Origin of the sequence: Gemmatimonas sp. (assembly GCF_031426495.1) — a bacterium.
Lineage (GTDB): Bacteria > Gemmatimonadota > Gemmatimonadetes > Gemmatimonadales > Gemmatimonadaceae > Gemmatimonas.
This window is the reverse complement of sequence record NZ_JANPLK010000077.1, coordinates 48,218-63,599: the sequence shown is the minus strand read 5'-3', so window position 1 is coordinate 63,599 and position 15,382 is coordinate 48,218. Positions and strand designations below refer to the sequence as shown.

The window sequence follows — 15,382 nt, the reverse complement described above, 5'->3', positions numbered from 1 at the left end:
GGGCTCCGGTCAGAGCGACTCCGGTGAATGCCCGAGGTTCTCGAAAATGAACGCGTACTCGTCGGCTATTTCCGCAATCTGCTTGGTGAGTGACGAACTGCCGTGTCCCGACTGCGTCTCGATGCGGATCAGCACCGGGTTCGGCCCACGATGCGCTTGCTGCAATCGTGCGGCGAACTTGAACGAGTGAGCCGGCACGACGCGATCGTCGTGGTCGGCCGTGGTGATCAGCGTGGCGGGATACGCCGTGCCGTCCTTCAGATTGTGCAGCGGCGAGTAGGCAACGAGGTATCGGAAGCCGTCGGCGTCATCGCTCGACCCATAGTCGGCGATCCAGTTCCAGCCGATGGTGAACTTGTGAAAGCGGAGCATGTCCATCACCCCGACGGCCGGCAACGCGACCTTTGCCAAGGTGGGACGCTGCGTCATGATGGCGCCGACCAGCAAGCCGCCGTTGGAGCCGCCCGCGATCGCCAGCTTGTCGCTGCGGGTATAGCCGTGCGCGAACAACCACTCGGCCACCGCCACGAAGTCGTCGAAGACATTCTGCTTCCTCTCCTTCATGCCGCCCTGGTGCCACGCCTCCCCGTATTCATTGCCGCCGCGCAGGTTGGCCTGCACGTACACGCCGCCCTGCTCGAGAAAGGCCACGCGCATGGCACTGAAGTTGGGCGGCAGCGACACGTTGAAGCCGCCGTACGCGTACAGCATCGTGGGATTGGCGCCGTCGAGTACGAGCCCCTTTCGGGCCACGATGAACGCCGGGACCTGCGTGCCATCCTTGCTGGTCACGAACACCTGCGTCGTGTCGAACTGCGTCGGGTCGAACGGCAGCGTGACGTCGCGCAGCTGCGTGCTGCGTCCCGACGCGATGTCGTACCGATACACGGTGATCGGTGCCGTGAACGAGGTGAAGCCGTAGTACACCGACGTCGCATCATGCTCGCCATCGAAGCCGCCGGCGGTGCCGATGCCGGGGAGCGTGATCTCGCGCTCCACGGTGCCGTCGAGCGCATACACGTAGGCGCGCGTCGTCACGTCTTTCAGATACGTCGCGAACAGGCGTCCGCCAGCGGTCGACATCCCACTCACGGGCTCAGTGCGCTCGTCGATCACCGTGACCCAGTTCGCTTCGTCGGGAGCAGTGGGATCGATGCGCACGACGCGCTGATTGGGCGCGTGGCGGTTCGTGAGCACGAGGAGCTGATCGCCGACGGTGTCGAGCACGTCCATCTGATCGTCGAACGTGCGCCACAACGGAGCGAACGCGCCGTCGGGCACGGTGAGGTCCAGCAGGTGCAGCGCGTTACCATCCTTGCCCTGCCCGCGATCGCTCACCGAGAGGACGGCAAAGCGTTCGTCCTCCGTGGTGCCGACCGTGTGGAAGCGCTGCGGGTTGTCACGGTCCCGGTACACCAAGCGGTCGGACGACTGCGACGTGCCGAGTGTGTGGTAGAAGACCTGGTGGTCTTCGTTCACCGAGGAGAAGGCGGCGTCGGTGTTCTCGGGTGAGGGATAACGGCTGTAGAAGAAGCCGTCGCCGTGCCAGGCGATCCCGGAGACTTTCACCCAGTCGACCACGTCGGGCAGGTTCTCGCGCGTCGCCACATCGATCACGCGAATCTGCTGCCAGTCCGAACCGGCTTGGCTCAGCATGTAGGCGATACGCGTGCCGGTTTTGTTGAACGTGAGGCCGGCTACCCGGGTCGTGCCGTCAGTCGAGAGGGAGTTGGGGTCGATCAGCACGACCGGCGTGCCGGCGACGCCTTCCTGGATGTAGTAGACCGCCTGATTCTGCAGGCCGTCGTTCTTGGTGAAGAGATGCCACTGCTTCTTCACGACCGGGGCGGAGTACCGGGGATAATTCACCAGGTCGGTCAGTCGGGCCTTGAGGGCGTCGCGACACGGAATCCGGTCGAGATACCCGAAGGTGACGCGGTTCTGCGCCTCCACCCAGGCTTTGGTCTCCGCGGAGGTGTCGTCTTCCAGCCATCGGAATGGATCAGCCACCAAGTTGCCGTGATAATCATCCACCTGATCGACCGTCCGCGTGGTGGGATAGGTCGGCGGCGCAGTCGGCGGTTCAGGCTCGAGCGAAGAGATCACGAGAGAGGTGGCACTGGTGGCGGCGGGGGGCCGGGCCGACGGAGGGATGGCTGGGCCGAATGGGGCGTCCTCCCAACTCTACCGGCAGGCGAGGCACTAGCGCCAGCGGCAATTCCTCGGGTATCTTCTAAAGCTCTAGTGTTTTACCGGTCTTTCGAGACCATTTTGCCTCCCCGGAATATACCGGGCGGCGATGCCACGTCGATTCCGGATCGGGGGACTTCGCTCCCAGTCCGCGTCATGGCCTCTCGCACCGTTGGTGTTGGTGTCGTTCGCTGCACGGGCTTCGGCTACAGGCAGATCGACGTCGTACCGCCGGATCTGCAGCACCTGAACCGGGCGCAGTTTGGCCCCGGAGAGAACTATGCATCCGTTTATCGAAACGCAGAAAGAGTGGATGAAGACCGTCACGCCGTTCCGCCCGGGTGATACCGTGCGCGTCAACGTGCGCGTGAAGGAAGGCGACAAGGAACGCGTTCAGGCGTTCGAAGGCGTCTGCATCGCGCGTCGTGGTGGTGGTGTCAGCGAGACGTTCACCGTGCGCAAGATTTCGAACGGTGTCGGCGTCGAGCGTATCTTCCCGATCCACAGCCCGATGGTGGCCGAGATCATCGTGGTTCGCCGTGGCGCCGTGCGCCGTGCGAAGCTGTACTACCTCCGCGACGTGACGGGTAAGGCCGCGCGTATCAAGGAGCGTAAGGTCGTGCGCGCCCCTCGCGGCGCGTAAGACACACGCGTTTTCGCCCTCACCAGGAAGCCGGCCCACGTGGCTCGGTGGACTCCGATCGAGCGCACCCTGCGTGCGCAACACGGGCCGCTCCTGGTGGGTGTGGATGAAGTCGGACGGGGCCCGCTTGCGGGCCCCGTTGTCGCATGTGCGATCGTCATGCCGCCCGGCCGCCGCGCCATCGCCGGCGTGGACGATTCCAAGCAGCTCGACGCGGCCACACGCGTGACCCTGGCGGCGCGCATTCGCGAGCACGCCCTGGTCGTCTCGCTTGGCGCGGCCAGTGCGCGCGAGATTGATCGCATCAACATCTACCACGCCACGGTCCTCGCCATGCGGCGGGCGCTCGCTCGCGTGCCGGCGCGCCTCGGCTGCGAGCCCCATCACGTGCTGGTCGATGGCAAGCCGCTCCGCACCCTCGGGCACGTGCACACCGCGGTGGTGAAGGGCGACGCCAAGTGCTACGCGATCGCGTGCGCGTCGATCGTGGCCAAGGTGACGCGCGACCGGCTCATGCACGCACTCGCCGCCCGATACGACGGCTACGCCTGGGAGCGGAACAGCGGCTACGGCACCGCCGTGCACCGGACCGCTCTCGACGAACGCGGGCTCACACCGCATCATCGTCGTAGCTTCTGTCTGGACGAACAGGTGTCACTGCTGCTCGACGCGATGACGTCCGACGACCTCGTTGTCAATTCACAGCGCCTTCACACGGAGTAGCGGCATGAACGATGCGACTGGTGGGCCCGATCTCGCGAACGTGGCCTCGATCTTCCGACCGGGGCTCCTCGACGGACAAGTCGCCTTGGTCACCGGCGGTGGCACCGGCATTGGTCTCGGCATCTCCCAATTGCTCGCCGAGCTTGGCGCGCATGTCGTGATGGCCAGTCGCAAGCCGGCCAACCTCGAAGCCGCCCGGGCCGACATCGAATCGCGCGGCGGCAAGGTCACGGCGGTGCAGCTCGACGTGCGTGATCCTGAGCAGGTGAAGGCGGCGATCGATGGTATCGCACAGCAGTTGGGGCGTATCGACGTGCTCGTGAACAACGCCGCCGGCAACTTCTACGCACCGAGCGCGACCCTGTCGCCGAATGCGTGGAAGAGTGTGGTTGAGATCGATCTCTACGGCACGTTCTACTGCTCGCAAGCGGTGTATCCGATCATGGCGGCGCAAGGCGGCGGCCGCATCGTCAGCACATCCATGACGTTGCACTATCGTGGCTGGCCCATGATGGCGCATGCGACCGCCGCCAAGGCCGGCGTCGATGCGCTCACGCGCACGCTGGCCGTGGAGTGGGCGCCGCAGCGCATTCGCGTGAACGCGATCGCGCCGGGACCCATCCCCACCGAAGGCGTGCGGAAGGCGTTCACGCCACCGGCGGACAGTGGCGTGCCCGACGTGTTCGCGGCCGCGGATGCGCGCATGGCGGAGTACGCGAAGAAGGGAATTCCCCTCGGGCGGTGGGGCTCGCCGCGTGACATCGCGAACATGGTCGCTTTTCTCGCGTCGCCAGCAGGTGACTGGATTACCGGATCGATCTTCGTGATCGACGGCGGCGAGTGGCTGGCGAAAGCACCGGCCTGACGAGCCTGTTCGCTACACGTTTTTCGCCTGGTGTGATGCGGCACACGATCAACGCAAAGTGGTACGAAATGTGTGATATGAGGCACTTCGAAAGTCGTGCGGTATGGCGAGGTTCAACTCGTGGTTCGCGTTATGCATGACGCATGTATCGCGAGCCCGATGGATATACGTCGATACTCGAGCTTCACCTCACGACTGGACAAGGAGACTTCATGCGACAGGTAAAGTATGTGGCAATGGTTGCACTCGCGGCGAGCACGTTGGGCGCCTGTGCGACGAAGGGTTTCGTCCGTAAGGGACTCGAAGAGCAGCGCGTCGCGCTGGGTACCGAGCGGACCGAGCGCGTGGCGGGTGACGATGCGCTGCGCACGGATGTGAACGGTCTGCGCACGGATCTCAATGCGCTGCGGAACGACCTCACCACCATGCGCACCGAGTTCGGTGCCAAGATCACGGCGATGGAAGGTCAGGTGAAGTTCGCGATGCCCGTGCACTTTGCGTTCGACGATGCCGCCGTACGTCAGGATGATCAGGCCGCGCTCGAGAAGTTCGCTCAGGTGGCCAACCAGCATTACAAGGGCGCCACGATCACGATTGAAGGTTTCGCTGATCCTGCCGGTTCGGCCGACTACAACCTGCGTCTCTCGCGTGAGCGGGCTGATGCGGTTCGTGACTACCTCGTGACGAAGGGCCTCGATGGGACGGCGCTGCGCACGGTAGGTTATGGCAAGACGCGTCTGGTTCGCCCGGGCGCACAGGGCACTGCCGATGGAGCCGAACTCAATCGTCGCGTGACCTTCGTCATCGAGACGCCGGCTGGTGCCGCTACGGTGGCCGCCTTGTCAGGCATGAACTGAATCGGATGACGTTGGTGTAGGACCACGCGATGGCCGGCTCTTTTCGGAGAGCCGGCCATCGTTGCGTTTCTGACCGGGAGCTTCGCGTTGCTGCTGTCATCGGTACCTGCGCTGTCGGATCGTCTGACGGCCGAAGGTGAGGCGGAAAGCCTGCACTCGCTGGGCGAGGTGTCGCTCCCGCCGCGCTTGCGCGCTGACGCGGCGACGAGTGTTCTCGACATCACGGAGTGGTTTGGCGAAACGAGCGGTGGAATACGCACGTACCTGCTCGAGAAGGCGCGTTATGTCGATGCGCGCCCTTGGCTGCGTCAGACCATCGTCGTGCCAGGCCATCGAGATCGCGTGGTGGACGGCGATGGCGTACGCCTGTATCGCCTGCGGGGGCCGCACATCCCGGGACAGCGCCCTTATCGATTCATGCTGGCCACGCGCAGCGTTTCGCGCGTTGTGCGTCACGAGCGGCCCGATCTGATCGAAGTTGGCAGTCCATTCATCATCCCGTGGATTACCAGGTCAACCGCCCGATCGCTCGACATTCCCATGGTGTGTTTCGCGCACACCGACGTGCCACGGCAGTTCGCGCCGAACGCCGAACGTGATGGCACGCTCCGACGCGCCCTCGCACACGGCTCCGCGTGGTATCTGCGCCGGCTCGACCGACTCTTTCCGCTCACGATCGTCGCCTCCGACTACGCGGCGACCGAGCTCGCGCGCATCGGGATCGACCGCGTGGCCAAGGTCCCGCTCGGCGTCGATCTTGAACGATTCTCGCCGGAACGCCGCGAGCGTGCACGAGACACGCGTCGCCGATTCCGGTTGCCCGATGGGCCGTTGGCGGCATTCGTCGGACGATTCGCTCGCGAGAAGGAGCTCGGTGTGGTGCTGGATGCGTGGCGAGACGTTGAGCGTCGATGCGGTGCGCGGCTGGCACTGGTTGGCGCGGGCCCGATGGAGTCAATGCTCAAGGCGCATCCGTACGGAGACCGCGTCACGTTCATCCCATTTCTCCGCGATCGGGATGCGCTCGCCGATTTGCTCGCGTCGCTCGATCTCTATATCGCGGCCGGCCCACTCGAAACCTTCGGGCTGTCCGCCATCGAGGCGATGGCGTCGGGCACACCAGTCCTCACGGTGCGCCACGGCGCCGTCCTCGAGCATGTGCGCACCGGCGGCGGGGCGTCGTACGAGCGCGGCAGCGCGGGATCCCTGGCCGATGAAGCGGTGCAGCTCTTTGCGCGTGACCTGTCCACACTCGGGGAAGCGGCGCGCAGCCATGTGGAACGCGCGCATGCCTGGGATACGGTGTTCGACCGTCTGTTCGCCGTGTACCGCGATGTGCTGGAGCGCTGAGTGATGCCGACAGACACGGGGGCCTCGGTGCGCGCCGACGGGCTGCGTCTCGCGCTGTTCACCGACACCTACGCGCCGCAGGTGAATGGTGTCGCGCGGACGTTGGAGCGCCTGGTCGCGGCGGTGGAGGCGCGGGGCGGGGTGGTGCGGGTATTCGCGCCCTTTGATCCCGAGGGGCAGGCCCATGACGCCGTGGAGCGCTTTGGGAGTCGGGCATTCTGGGCGTACCCGCAACTGCGGCTTTCATGGCCTTCGTCGTCTCGCGTGGAGGCGGCGCTGGCGGCCTTCACGCCGACGCTCGTGCACGCCGCGACCGAGTTCGGCCTCGGCTTGGCCGGCCGTCGGGCGGCGCACGCGCTGGGGATCCCGTTCGTGTCGTCGTATCACACCAGCTTCGTGGCCTACGCCGAGCATTACCGCTTGGGTCTCTTGGCGCGTCCGGGTTGGCACTTCATGCGTTGGTTTCACAATGGGGGATTGCGTACGTATTGCCCGTCCCAGTCCATCGTCGAGGAGGTGAATGCGCACGGGTTCGAGCGGACGGCGGTGTGGTCGCGTGGCGTTGACGGCGAGCGATTTGCGCCGCGCCACCGGTCGTCAGCGCTGCGTGAGCGCCTCGTACAAACCAACGACACGTTGGTGCTGTCGTACGTGGGACGGTTGGCCGCGGAGAAAGGTCTCGACGTGGCCCTCGATGCGCTGGAGCGGGTCGAGCGGGCACGACCGGGGCGCGTGCGTTGGCTGGTGGTCGGCGATGGGCCGTACGAAGCCGAGGTGCGGCGGCGTGCGCCGCAGGGTACGGTGATGACCGGAAAGTTGCAGGGGCCCGCGCTGAGTGAGGCGTATGCCAGCGGTGACGTGTTTCTCTTTCCGAGCACCACGGACACCTTTGGCAATGTCATGCTCGAGGCGATGGCGTCCGGGCTGCCGGTGATTGGCGCCGACGTCGGGCCCACCCGCGAGCAGCTGCAATCGGGGGGCGGGTGGCTGGTGCCGCCGGGCGACGCGGCGGCGTTTGCCCGCACCATCGTGGCCCTGGTTGACGACCGGGCGCTGGTGCGCGATGCCGCCCGTCGGGCGAGTACGTTCGCCGCGTCGAAGTCATGGGACGTCGTGTGGGATAGCCTCCTGCGTGACTATCTGCAGCTGCATCGCGTCCACGCCCCGCCGTCGTTGCGCTAGTCCACTACGCCGAGGTACATAGAGCGTGGTGCCCCGTCCGCTTGGCATTTCCCACCTCTTCTCGGCCATCATGCGACGTTGGAAATCAGAAAGGGTACGCGTCCTGCTTCGCTCGACGCTGGCGACAGCGCTGGTCGCGGGTGCCTGTGTGGCCCCGCTCAAGTTGGCGCACGACGATTCGGATGTCGTATTGGCGCGGCAACTCCTCGCTGCCCCGAACCCGTCGCAGAAGGGCAGCTTCGCCGTCAAGTCGCTCTACTACGGCAGCGGCACCGACAAGCAGCGCGCAGTCTATCGTGATTCCGTCACGCTCAAGACAGCGGTCGTGAACGGCGCCAAGTTCGCGTCGGCCCCTGATCCGAAGCAGGCGCAGATCCGCAAGAAGTATTGGGGGTTCGACTTCACGAAGCTGCCCGTGAATGGGCGCGTCTGGTATCCCGATGCACCGGGGGTATTCCCGTTGGTGCTCGTGGTGCACGGCAACCATGACATGAAGCAATTCTCCGATCCCGGATATCAGTACCTTGGCGAGCTGCTGGCGTCACGCGGCTACATCGTGGCGTCGGTTGATGAGAACTTTCTGAATGGCATTCGTGGTGAGAACGATGCGCGCGGCTGGATGCTGTTGAAGCATCTGCAGGCGTGGAAGGGCTTCAACGACTCCACCGGCTCGCCGCTCAATGGCAAGGTCGACATGCACAACATCGCGCTCATGGGACACTCGCGTGGTGGTGAGGCGGTCACGGTGGCCGGAGCGTTCAATCGTCTGGCGTACTACCCCGACGATGCCACGGTGAAGTTCGACTTCAACTTCGACATCAAGTCGCTGGTGGCGATTGCGCCGACGGACGGGCAGTACCGCCCGGCCGACAAACCGACGCCGGTTGCGAACTACAACTATTTCCTAATGCACGGCTCGCACGACGGTGATCTGTCCACGTTCGTCGGGCTGCCACAGTACGAACGCATCCGGTTCACCGACGGCAAGCCGTGGTTCAAGTCGGCGGTGTTTGTGTACCGCGCGAATCACGGGCAGTGGAATACCACGTGGGGTAGTCTCGACGGCGGGCCGCGTAGCGCGCGCTCGCTCGATACGCGCGGGTTTCTCTCGCAGGCGGATCAGCGGAAGTTCGCGGAGGTGTACATCTCGGCGTTTCTCGACGCGACGTTGCGCGGGAAGAGCGAGTATCTGCCGATGTTCCGCGATCATCGCGTCGTGGGGCAGTGGCTGCCGAAGACGATGTACACGACGCGTTTTCAGGAGAGTAGATTCCGGACGGCCGCCGACTTCGAGGAAGACGTTGACGTGACGTCCGGGTCAGTGCGTGGTATCGCCTTGTCGAGTGACTCGGTGGCGGTGTGGAAAGAGTCGCCGGTGCCGTTTCGTGCGCGCGGATCCACGCAGGCGCACAACGCCGTCACGATCGGCTGGAACAATCGAGTTGCCGGTGATGACACCACGAAGTTCGGAAAGCCGGCGTCGTTCGCGATGCAGGTCAGCGATTCGCTGCGAAGCGCATGGAACGTGGGCGCGTCGTCGTCGCTGGTGTTTTCACTGTCGCCGACTGACGCCAAGCCCGGTCCCCGTGCCGCCGCGCGTGACACCACGAAGAAGGCCGACTCGCTGTCAAAGAGCGCTGCGAAGAAGCCGGTGCCCAAGAAGCCGGCGACCAAGGATGTGAAGCCCGACACGGTCGCCGTTGACCTCTCGATCGAGGTGACCGATGCCACCGGGCGTTCGGCCTCGCTTCCGTTGTCGGCGTATGGAGTCGTCCGCCGTCCGCTCGAAACGTACGTCTATCGACGGGCCGGCCGCGACAAGCAGCGCTTTGCGAACGTGTACGAAATCGTGCTACAGACGTACGCGATTCCTCTCGCCGATTTCACCCGCGCAACGCCCGGGTTCGATCCGGCCCGCATCGCGCACGTGCGGTGGCGCTTCGATCGCAGCGTGGCCGGTACCATCATTCTCGACAACATCGGCTTCTCCAACATGCGTCCCGAGTTCACTGCACAGACGATCGGAGCGGCCCGATGAGCCGTGCGTTGCTTCGCCGCTCCGCGATGGCGGCCTGTGTGGCGAGTGTGTGCGCCAGCGGCGCTCTGGCGTCGTTCGCGCAGGCACAGGCCCCGGCGTCCGATCAGCGTGAGCGCTACGCCCCGCTCATTCTCAAGCTGCCCGCCACGGCGCGCGTGCTGTCGCTGGGCGGCGCGCAGGCGGCGCTCCGTGATGTGGATGCGGTGTTCGGCAACCCGGCGCTGGTAGGCACGGCGACCGGACTGGCATTCGGTGCGGAGCGCTATGCAAACGGCGCCACCGCGGGCCAGTTCGCCAGCAGCTCCACCATCGGACCGCTGGGCCTTGGCGTCGGCGTGCAGTTGCTCGACGCCGGTCCGCGCTACGGCATATTCCCGGCGACGAGTGAGGTGCTCACGCGCGAGACTGCCGCCGGTGCCAGCAGCCTCGCGGCGACGCTCGCCGCGTCGCTCACCTGGAAGCAGATGCGCTGGGGCATCGGCGCGAAGTATGTCGAAGAGCGTGTGACCGACGATCGCGCGGCCGGCGTCGTGTTCGACCTCGGCGTCTCGAAGTCGCTGCAGTTTCTGAACAGCACGGTGGGCGTTGCGGTGCAGCACCTGGGTCCTCGTCTGGAAGTCGCCGGCCGCCGTGAGTCGCTGCCGTCTCAGCTTGCGCTGGGCATCGCCACCGCCCCCCGGGGCCTCGGCAAGTGGTTTGACCTGTCGGGCACGGCGCAACTCGATGTGCGACGCGACGGTGAGCTCTTTCCCCGTGGGGGCGTGGAGTTGAGTTACTCGCCGCTGGAAGGGATTGCCTTCACCGGTCGTGTGGGCGGTCGTCGGCCGCAGCTGCGTGAGGAGCGTCCGGTCGCAGTAGGCGCCGGGCTCACGGTGGATCGCTTCACCCTCGACTACGGATGGGAAGCGCTGCGCGAGGGTGCGGGCCATCGGATCACGGTGCGGTTGCGGTAATACGTTTTTGCGCGCCGTGCCCCCTGTTCGCGCGGCGCGTCATTTCGCTAAATTGAGAGGCTGGCCCGCTTCACCGCGGGTCGGCGCTCCGGTAGCTCAGTTGGTAGAGCAGTGGCCTTTTAAGCCATAGGTCGTGGGTTCGAGTCCCACCCGGGGCACTCGCTGGTCACCCGGCTATCTTTGAGCATGCGCGTTCGCATCCTCATTTCCGCGGCGTTGGGCTTCCTCGCCGCCGGCCTGTCTCTCCCGCAGCAGGCCCGGGCCCAGTTCGGGCTCCCCTCGCGGCCCTCGAGCACGGACAGCGCTCCGACCAGCATGTCGCCGGCATCGCCGCGGGCGGCGCTGCAGTCCTTCCTGCGCCTCGCCGAGGCCAACGACTGGGTTGGTGCCGCCGAGTATCTGTCGGTGCCCACCGCGGAGCGCGATCGGGCCCCACAGCTGGCACGTCGGCTCAAGACGATCCTCGATCAGCGGCTCGCGATCGATGTCCGCACGGTGTCCGGTGCCGTCTCCGGCGACACGACGGATGGCGACCTGGGCGGCGACCGGATCGGCGTGATCACGTCGGTCAACGGCCGCGAGGATCCGGTCCGCTTGGTGCGCCTGTCCGCGCCCGCGTCTGGAGGGCCGGTGCGATGGGTGTTCTCGCAGGCCACCGTCGGCTTCATCGATGGCTGGTTCGAGAATCTCGGCGCACCGTGGCTGCGCGAGCGGCTCCCACGCACGCCCATGCGTACGCTCATGCGCGAAGGCCCGTTCAACGTGTACTTCTGGCAGTGGATCGGACTCGGGCTGGCGATTCCGGTCGTGCTGTTGCTGGCGTGGGGACTCGGGGCCGTGCTGCGCAATCTCCTGGGGCGCATCGCGCGACACACCGTGACCGAGTGGGACGATCTGCTGCTGGAGCATTTGCGCGGCCCCTTCCGATTGTGGGCGGCGTCGTTGGCGATCGGACCGCTCCTTTCGCTGCTGGACCTCAATACGCGCGTGGCCGGATTCTTCACGTCGCTGACGCGCGGTCTCGTGCTGATCTCGATCTTCTGGGGTCTGCTGCGCATCATCCGTCTCGCGCAGGATCGCGTGGCGAATGCGGCGTGGGCCACGGGGCAGGGTACGCAGGCGCGCACATTGGTGCCGTTGCTCGGCAATTTCCTGCGGGTGACGCTGGCGATCATCGCGATGCTGGTGGCGCTGGCGCAGTTCGGCTATCCCGTCGGCACGTTGCTGGCCGGTCTCGGCATCGGAGGTATCGCGGTGGCGCTGGCCGCGCAGAAAACGGTCGAGCATCTGTTCGGCAGCGTGTCGCTGGCCGCTGACAATGCCTTTCGCGTGGGCGACTGGGTTCGCGCCGGTGCGGCGGAGGGCGCCGTCGAGCGCATCGGTCTGCGCTCCACGAGCATCCGGACGGTCGACCGCACGGTCGTGCGCATTCCCAACGGACGACTCGCCGACGAACGCATCGAGACCTTTGGTGAACGCGATCGTATTCTGCTGCGCACCGATATCGACCTGACCTACGGCACGACGGCGGAGCAACTCGAGCGCATTCGCGACGCACTCGAAGCGGCGTTGCGCGCGCATCCGATGGTGTTCGCCGATATCGTACGCGTGCACGTGGTCGGCTTCACCGACTCGGCAATTCGCATCAATGTCGTATCGTGGTTTCTCACGACCGATTGGCAGGTGTTTCTGCGCATTCGGCACGAGATGTTGATCACGTTCATGCGGATCATCGGCGAACACGGATCCAGCTTCGCGTTCCCGTCACGCACCGTGTATCACGTGCAAACGGACGGCGCCCCGCCGGTGTCGATTATCGGCGCCAGCGCGCCGGCGACGGATGTATAGCGTCGTGTGGGCGTCATGAGCCTTCCGCTGTTGGTCCTGGCGCAGGGCGACATGATTCAGTCGCCGCCGCCGCTCTTGGCGACGGAGCTGGCGGCGACGCTGCTGCAGGGGGCGATCACCACCGGACTCGCGGCGCTGTGCGCGCACTTGTATGTGCGGTACCGACGTCCATGGTTCGGCTGGTTCGCGGTGGCGTGGAGCGTGTACGTGGCGCGCCTGCTCTGCATTCTCAGTTTTCTGCTCACCGGCGAGCGGGTCTGGCTGTACTGGCACCAAGTCACCACCGGATGGACCGCGCTCGTGTTGCTCTGGTCGGCGATCGTGTTCCTGCGGCAGCCCAAGGCACGACCGGCGTATCTGGCGTTGGCGCTCTTTCCCGCGCTGTGGTCATATGTCGCCATTTATGAACTCGATCATTTCCTCTGGGCCGCATTGCCCGCCGTGTTGTTCCTGAGCGGTGCGACGCTATGGACCGGATGGGTGTTCTGGCGTCATCATCGCATCGCGAGTTCGACTGGCGCGCGCCTGCTCGCCATCTCGTTCTTCCTGTGGGGACTGCATCACCTCGACTATCCGTTCCTGCGGGCGCAGGGCGCGTGGACGCCGTGGGGCTATTACCTCGACATCTCCTTCGAACTGCTGGTCGGGTTCGGCCTGGTGTTGTTGGTGCTTGATGATCTTGGTCGCGGCGTTCGCGCGTTGTCGGCGCTGTCCGGCGACTTGCAGCGTCGTGATCGCACCACCGATCCGCTCGATGCCCTGCTGTCACGCCCGCTTGCGTTGCCGGGCGTACGCGGCACGGCGATGTACCTGTTCGATGCAGACGGGGCCGACGATGCGGCGGCCGCCGACGTGTTGGATGGCGTGCTGACGGCTTGGCGTGAGGATGAGCCGGCCGACGCGTCGTTGGCCGATCCGACGCCCGTCGCCAGCGCGCCGGCCACCCGCGGACGTTTCGTGCGCGGTGCCGGCTCGTGTGCGTCGTGGGACAATGCCCGCCCCGACAAGGCCGTGCTGGACGCGCTGACGCGCATGCGCATCTCGCGGCGCCCGCAAGTCGTGGCGGCGGAAGGGCGTCAGCCGTTCATCGCCGCGCTGCCCGTGGGTACGGGCACGCGGCTCGTCGGCGCGTTGGTGATGGCGGGCGACGTGCGCAATCCGTTTACGGCACTCGACGACGACTTCCTGCTCACGCTCGGTCAACAGGTTGGCGCGGCACTCGAGCAGTCGGCGCTCGACCGTCAGTTGGCCACACGCACGAAGGCGCTCGAACAGCTCTCCGCCCGCATGGTGCGGCAGCATGAAGACGAGCGTCGCCGCCTGTCGCGCGAATTGCACGACGAAACCGCGCAGGTCTTCTCGGCGGTGAAGATGCAGCTCGAGGCCTTGCGCCCGTTGTTGGCCGACGGGGCGTCGCCACGTCTCGATCGCCTGCTGTCGCTGGTCGATACCGGCATCGCAAGCATTCGGCAGGTCACCAGCGATCTGCGCCCGTCGCTGCTCGATGATCTGGGGCTGCGTCCGGCGTTGCATTCGCTGGTCACCGATTTCACGGAGCGGAGCGGGATTCGCGCCACCTTCGATGCGCCGGCTGGGTTTCCGCCGCTGCATCCTGACGCCGATCTGGCGCTGTTCCGCGCCCTGCAGGAAGCGCTGTCGAACGTCGTGCGCCACGCGCAGGCCTCGCAGGTCGATGTGCTGGTGACCGTGGATGGCCAGGGACTCGTCCTGTGGGTCCGCGACGACGGCAAGGGGTTTCCGATCGGCCGCAACGGCCGTATTCGCGACGCCGAGCATCGCATGGGGCTCACCGGCATGCGCGAACGGATCTTCGCCATCGGCGGCGACGTCGTCATCGCCAACCGGAGCAAGGGCGCTGAAGTGCGAATCAGCGCGCCGCGCGTGGCTGTCGACCTTTCAACGACTCTTTCAACGACTCCGACCCCTTGAACCTAGCGTTCAACGACTCCGACCTCTTGAACGCACCCTTTCAACGACTCCGACCCCTTGAACCTCCTCTTGCTGGCATCTCGTGAAGCGACCCTCTGAAGTCGCGGCGGCGTCCGTGCGTATCCGTGTCTTGATTGCCGACGATCACGCGCTCGTACGCGAAGGCCTGCGCTATGTGCTCGATGCGGATCCGGGCATCGAAGTGGTGGCCGAAGCCGCCAACGGTCGCATCGCCGTGGAACTCGCGCTGCAGTTCGCACCGGATGTCGTCGTGCTCGACATCACGATGCCCGAAGAAACCGGACTGCATGCGGCGGCGCGTATTCGCGACGCGCTGCCTTCGGCGCGTATCCTCATGCTGAGCATGCACGATCAGTCCGAGTACGTGCGCGAAGGCATGCGCATCGGCACGCACGGCTATCTGTTGAAGGACTCGGCCGGCGAGGAACTGCGGGCCGCGATTCATGCGGTACACGCCGGTGGTACGTTCTTCAGTCCCGCCGTGGTCAAGCGTCTCACCGCGAGCGAAGCGGCACCGGTGTCGGCGCCGCACGCGCAGCTCGAGCAGCTCACACCTCGCGAACGCGATGTGCTGAGCGGCGTGGCCCGTGGACTGACCAATAAGGCGATCGCGGCGGAGCTTGGCATCAGTCGCCGTACCGTGGAAGCGCATCGCGAGAGCTTGATGCGCAAGCTCGAGATTCACAGTGTCGCGGGGCTCACCAGATTCGCACTGGAAGCAGGGTTGGTCGCCGACGCGTGACATCCCCGTGTCCCACTGGT

At 65.7% G+C, this 15,382-nt stretch carries 12 protein-coding genes and 1 tRNA gene; 12 read left to right on the top strand and 1 reads right to left on the bottom strand.

Annotation, left to right across the window (positions count from 1 at the left end):
• Positions 1-9 precede the first annotated feature (9 nt).
• A complete protein-coding gene (locus tag RMP10_RS18845) occupies positions 10-2,106 on the bottom strand; it encodes a prolyl oligopeptidase family serine peptidase (protein WP_310571652.1) in 2,097 nt (698 codons plus the stop codon).
• A gap of 364 nt (positions 2,107-2,470) precedes the next feature.
• Between RMP10_RS18845 and rplS the strand changes: the two genes are divergently transcribed.
• From rplS to RMP10_RS18785, 12 genes are all read left to right on the top strand, one after another.
• Positions 2,471-2,833 (top strand): 50S ribosomal protein L19, encoded by a 363-nt coding sequence (gene rplS, locus RMP10_RS18840; protein WP_309669110.1) that lies wholly within the window; start codon positions 2,471-2,473, stop codon positions 2,831-2,833.
• Positions 2,834-2,872: 39 nt separating this feature from the next.
• Entirely contained in the window at positions 2,873-3,556 is a 684-nt protein-coding gene (locus RMP10_RS18835) for a ribonuclease HII (RefSeq protein ID WP_310571651.1), read from the top strand.
• A gap of 4 nt (positions 3,557-3,560) precedes the next feature.
• A complete protein-coding gene (locus RMP10_RS18830; RefSeq protein WP_310571650.1) occupies positions 3,561-4,421 on the top strand; it encodes an SDR family oxidoreductase in 861 nt (286 codons plus the stop codon).
• A 212-nt stretch (positions 4,422-4,633) separates the two neighbouring features.
• Positions 4,634-5,278, top strand: a complete 645-nt coding sequence (locus RMP10_RS18825) for an OmpA family protein (protein WP_309669107.1) — start codon at positions 4,634-4,636, stop codon at positions 5,276-5,278.
• Between the two features lie 87 nt (positions 5,279-5,365).
• Positions 5,366-6,628 carry a glycosyltransferase gene (locus tag RMP10_RS18820; RefSeq protein WP_310571649.1) on the top strand — a complete coding sequence of 421 codons (1,263 nt, stop codon included), beginning with the start codon at positions 5,366-5,368 and terminating at the stop codon, positions 6,626-6,628.
• Positions 6,629-6,631: 3 nt separating this feature from the next.
• Positions 6,632-7,810, top strand: coding sequence for a glycosyltransferase family 1 protein (locus RMP10_RS18815; protein WP_310571648.1), 1,179 nt, complete (start codon positions 6,632-6,634; stop codon positions 7,808-7,810).
• Positions 7,811-7,838: 28 nt separating this feature from the next.
• Complete coding sequence (locus RMP10_RS18810) at positions 7,839-9,848, top strand: hypothetical protein (protein WP_310571647.1); 2,010 nt, start codon at positions 7,839-7,841, stop codon at positions 9,846-9,848.
• On the top strand, positions 9,845-10,801 hold the full coding sequence (locus tag RMP10_RS18805) for a hypothetical protein (RefSeq protein WP_310571646.1): 957 nt from the start codon (positions 9,845-9,847) through the stop codon (positions 10,799-10,801). Before RMP10_RS18810 ends, RMP10_RS18805 begins: the two co-directional genes overlap by 4 nt.
• Before the next feature lie 85 nt (positions 10,802-10,886).
• Positions 10,887-10,959: transfer RNA gene (locus tag RMP10_RS18800), tRNA-Lys, on the top strand.
• A 28-nt stretch (positions 10,960-10,987) separates the two neighbouring features.
• Positions 10,988-12,649: a mechanosensitive ion channel family protein gene (locus tag RMP10_RS18795; protein ID WP_310571645.1), complete on the top strand. Its 1,662-nt coding sequence runs from the start codon at positions 10,988-10,990 to the stop codon at positions 12,647-12,649.
• A 15-nt stretch (positions 12,650-12,664) separates the two neighbouring features.
• Positions 12,665-14,599, top strand: coding sequence for a histidine kinase (locus RMP10_RS18790; RefSeq protein WP_310571644.1), 1,935 nt, complete (start codon positions 12,665-12,667; stop codon positions 14,597-14,599).
• Positions 14,600-14,681: 82 nt separating this feature from the next.
• Positions 14,682-15,362 carry a response regulator transcription factor gene (locus tag RMP10_RS18785; RefSeq protein WP_309669101.1) on the top strand — a complete coding sequence of 227 codons (681 nt, stop codon included), beginning with the start codon at positions 14,682-14,684 and terminating at the stop codon, positions 15,360-15,362.
• The last annotated feature ends 20 nt before the right edge of the window (positions 15,363-15,382 follow it).

What these genes read in the sequence shown, in the direction of transcription:
- RMP10_RS18825 (WP_309669107.1), top strand. Translation starts at nt 4,634, where the DNA reads ATGCGACAGGTAAAGTATGTGGCAATGGTTGCACTCGCGGCGAGCACG.
- RMP10_RS18805 (WP_310571646.1), top strand. Translation starts at nt 9,845, where the DNA reads ATGAGCCGTGCGTTGCTTCGCCGCTCCGCGATGGCGGCCTGTGTGGCG.
- RMP10_RS18795 (WP_310571645.1), top strand. Translation starts at nt 10,988, where the DNA reads ATGCGCGTTCGCATCCTCATTTCCGCGGCGTTGGGCTTCCTCGCCGCC.
- RMP10_RS18815 (WP_310571648.1), top strand. Translation starts at nt 6,632, where the DNA reads ATGCCGACAGACACGGGGGCCTCGGTGCGCGCCGACGGGCTGCGTCTC.
- rplS (WP_309669110.1), top strand. Translation starts at nt 2,471, where the DNA reads ATGCATCCGTTTATCGAAACGCAGAAAGAGTGGATGAAGACCGTCACG.
- RMP10_RS18790 (WP_310571644.1), top strand. Translation starts at nt 12,665, where the DNA reads ATGAGCCTTCCGCTGTTGGTCCTGGCGCAGGGCGACATGATTCAGTCG.
- RMP10_RS18830 (WP_310571650.1), top strand. Translation starts at nt 3,561, where the DNA reads ATGAACGATGCGACTGGTGGGCCCGATCTCGCGAACGTGGCCTCGATC.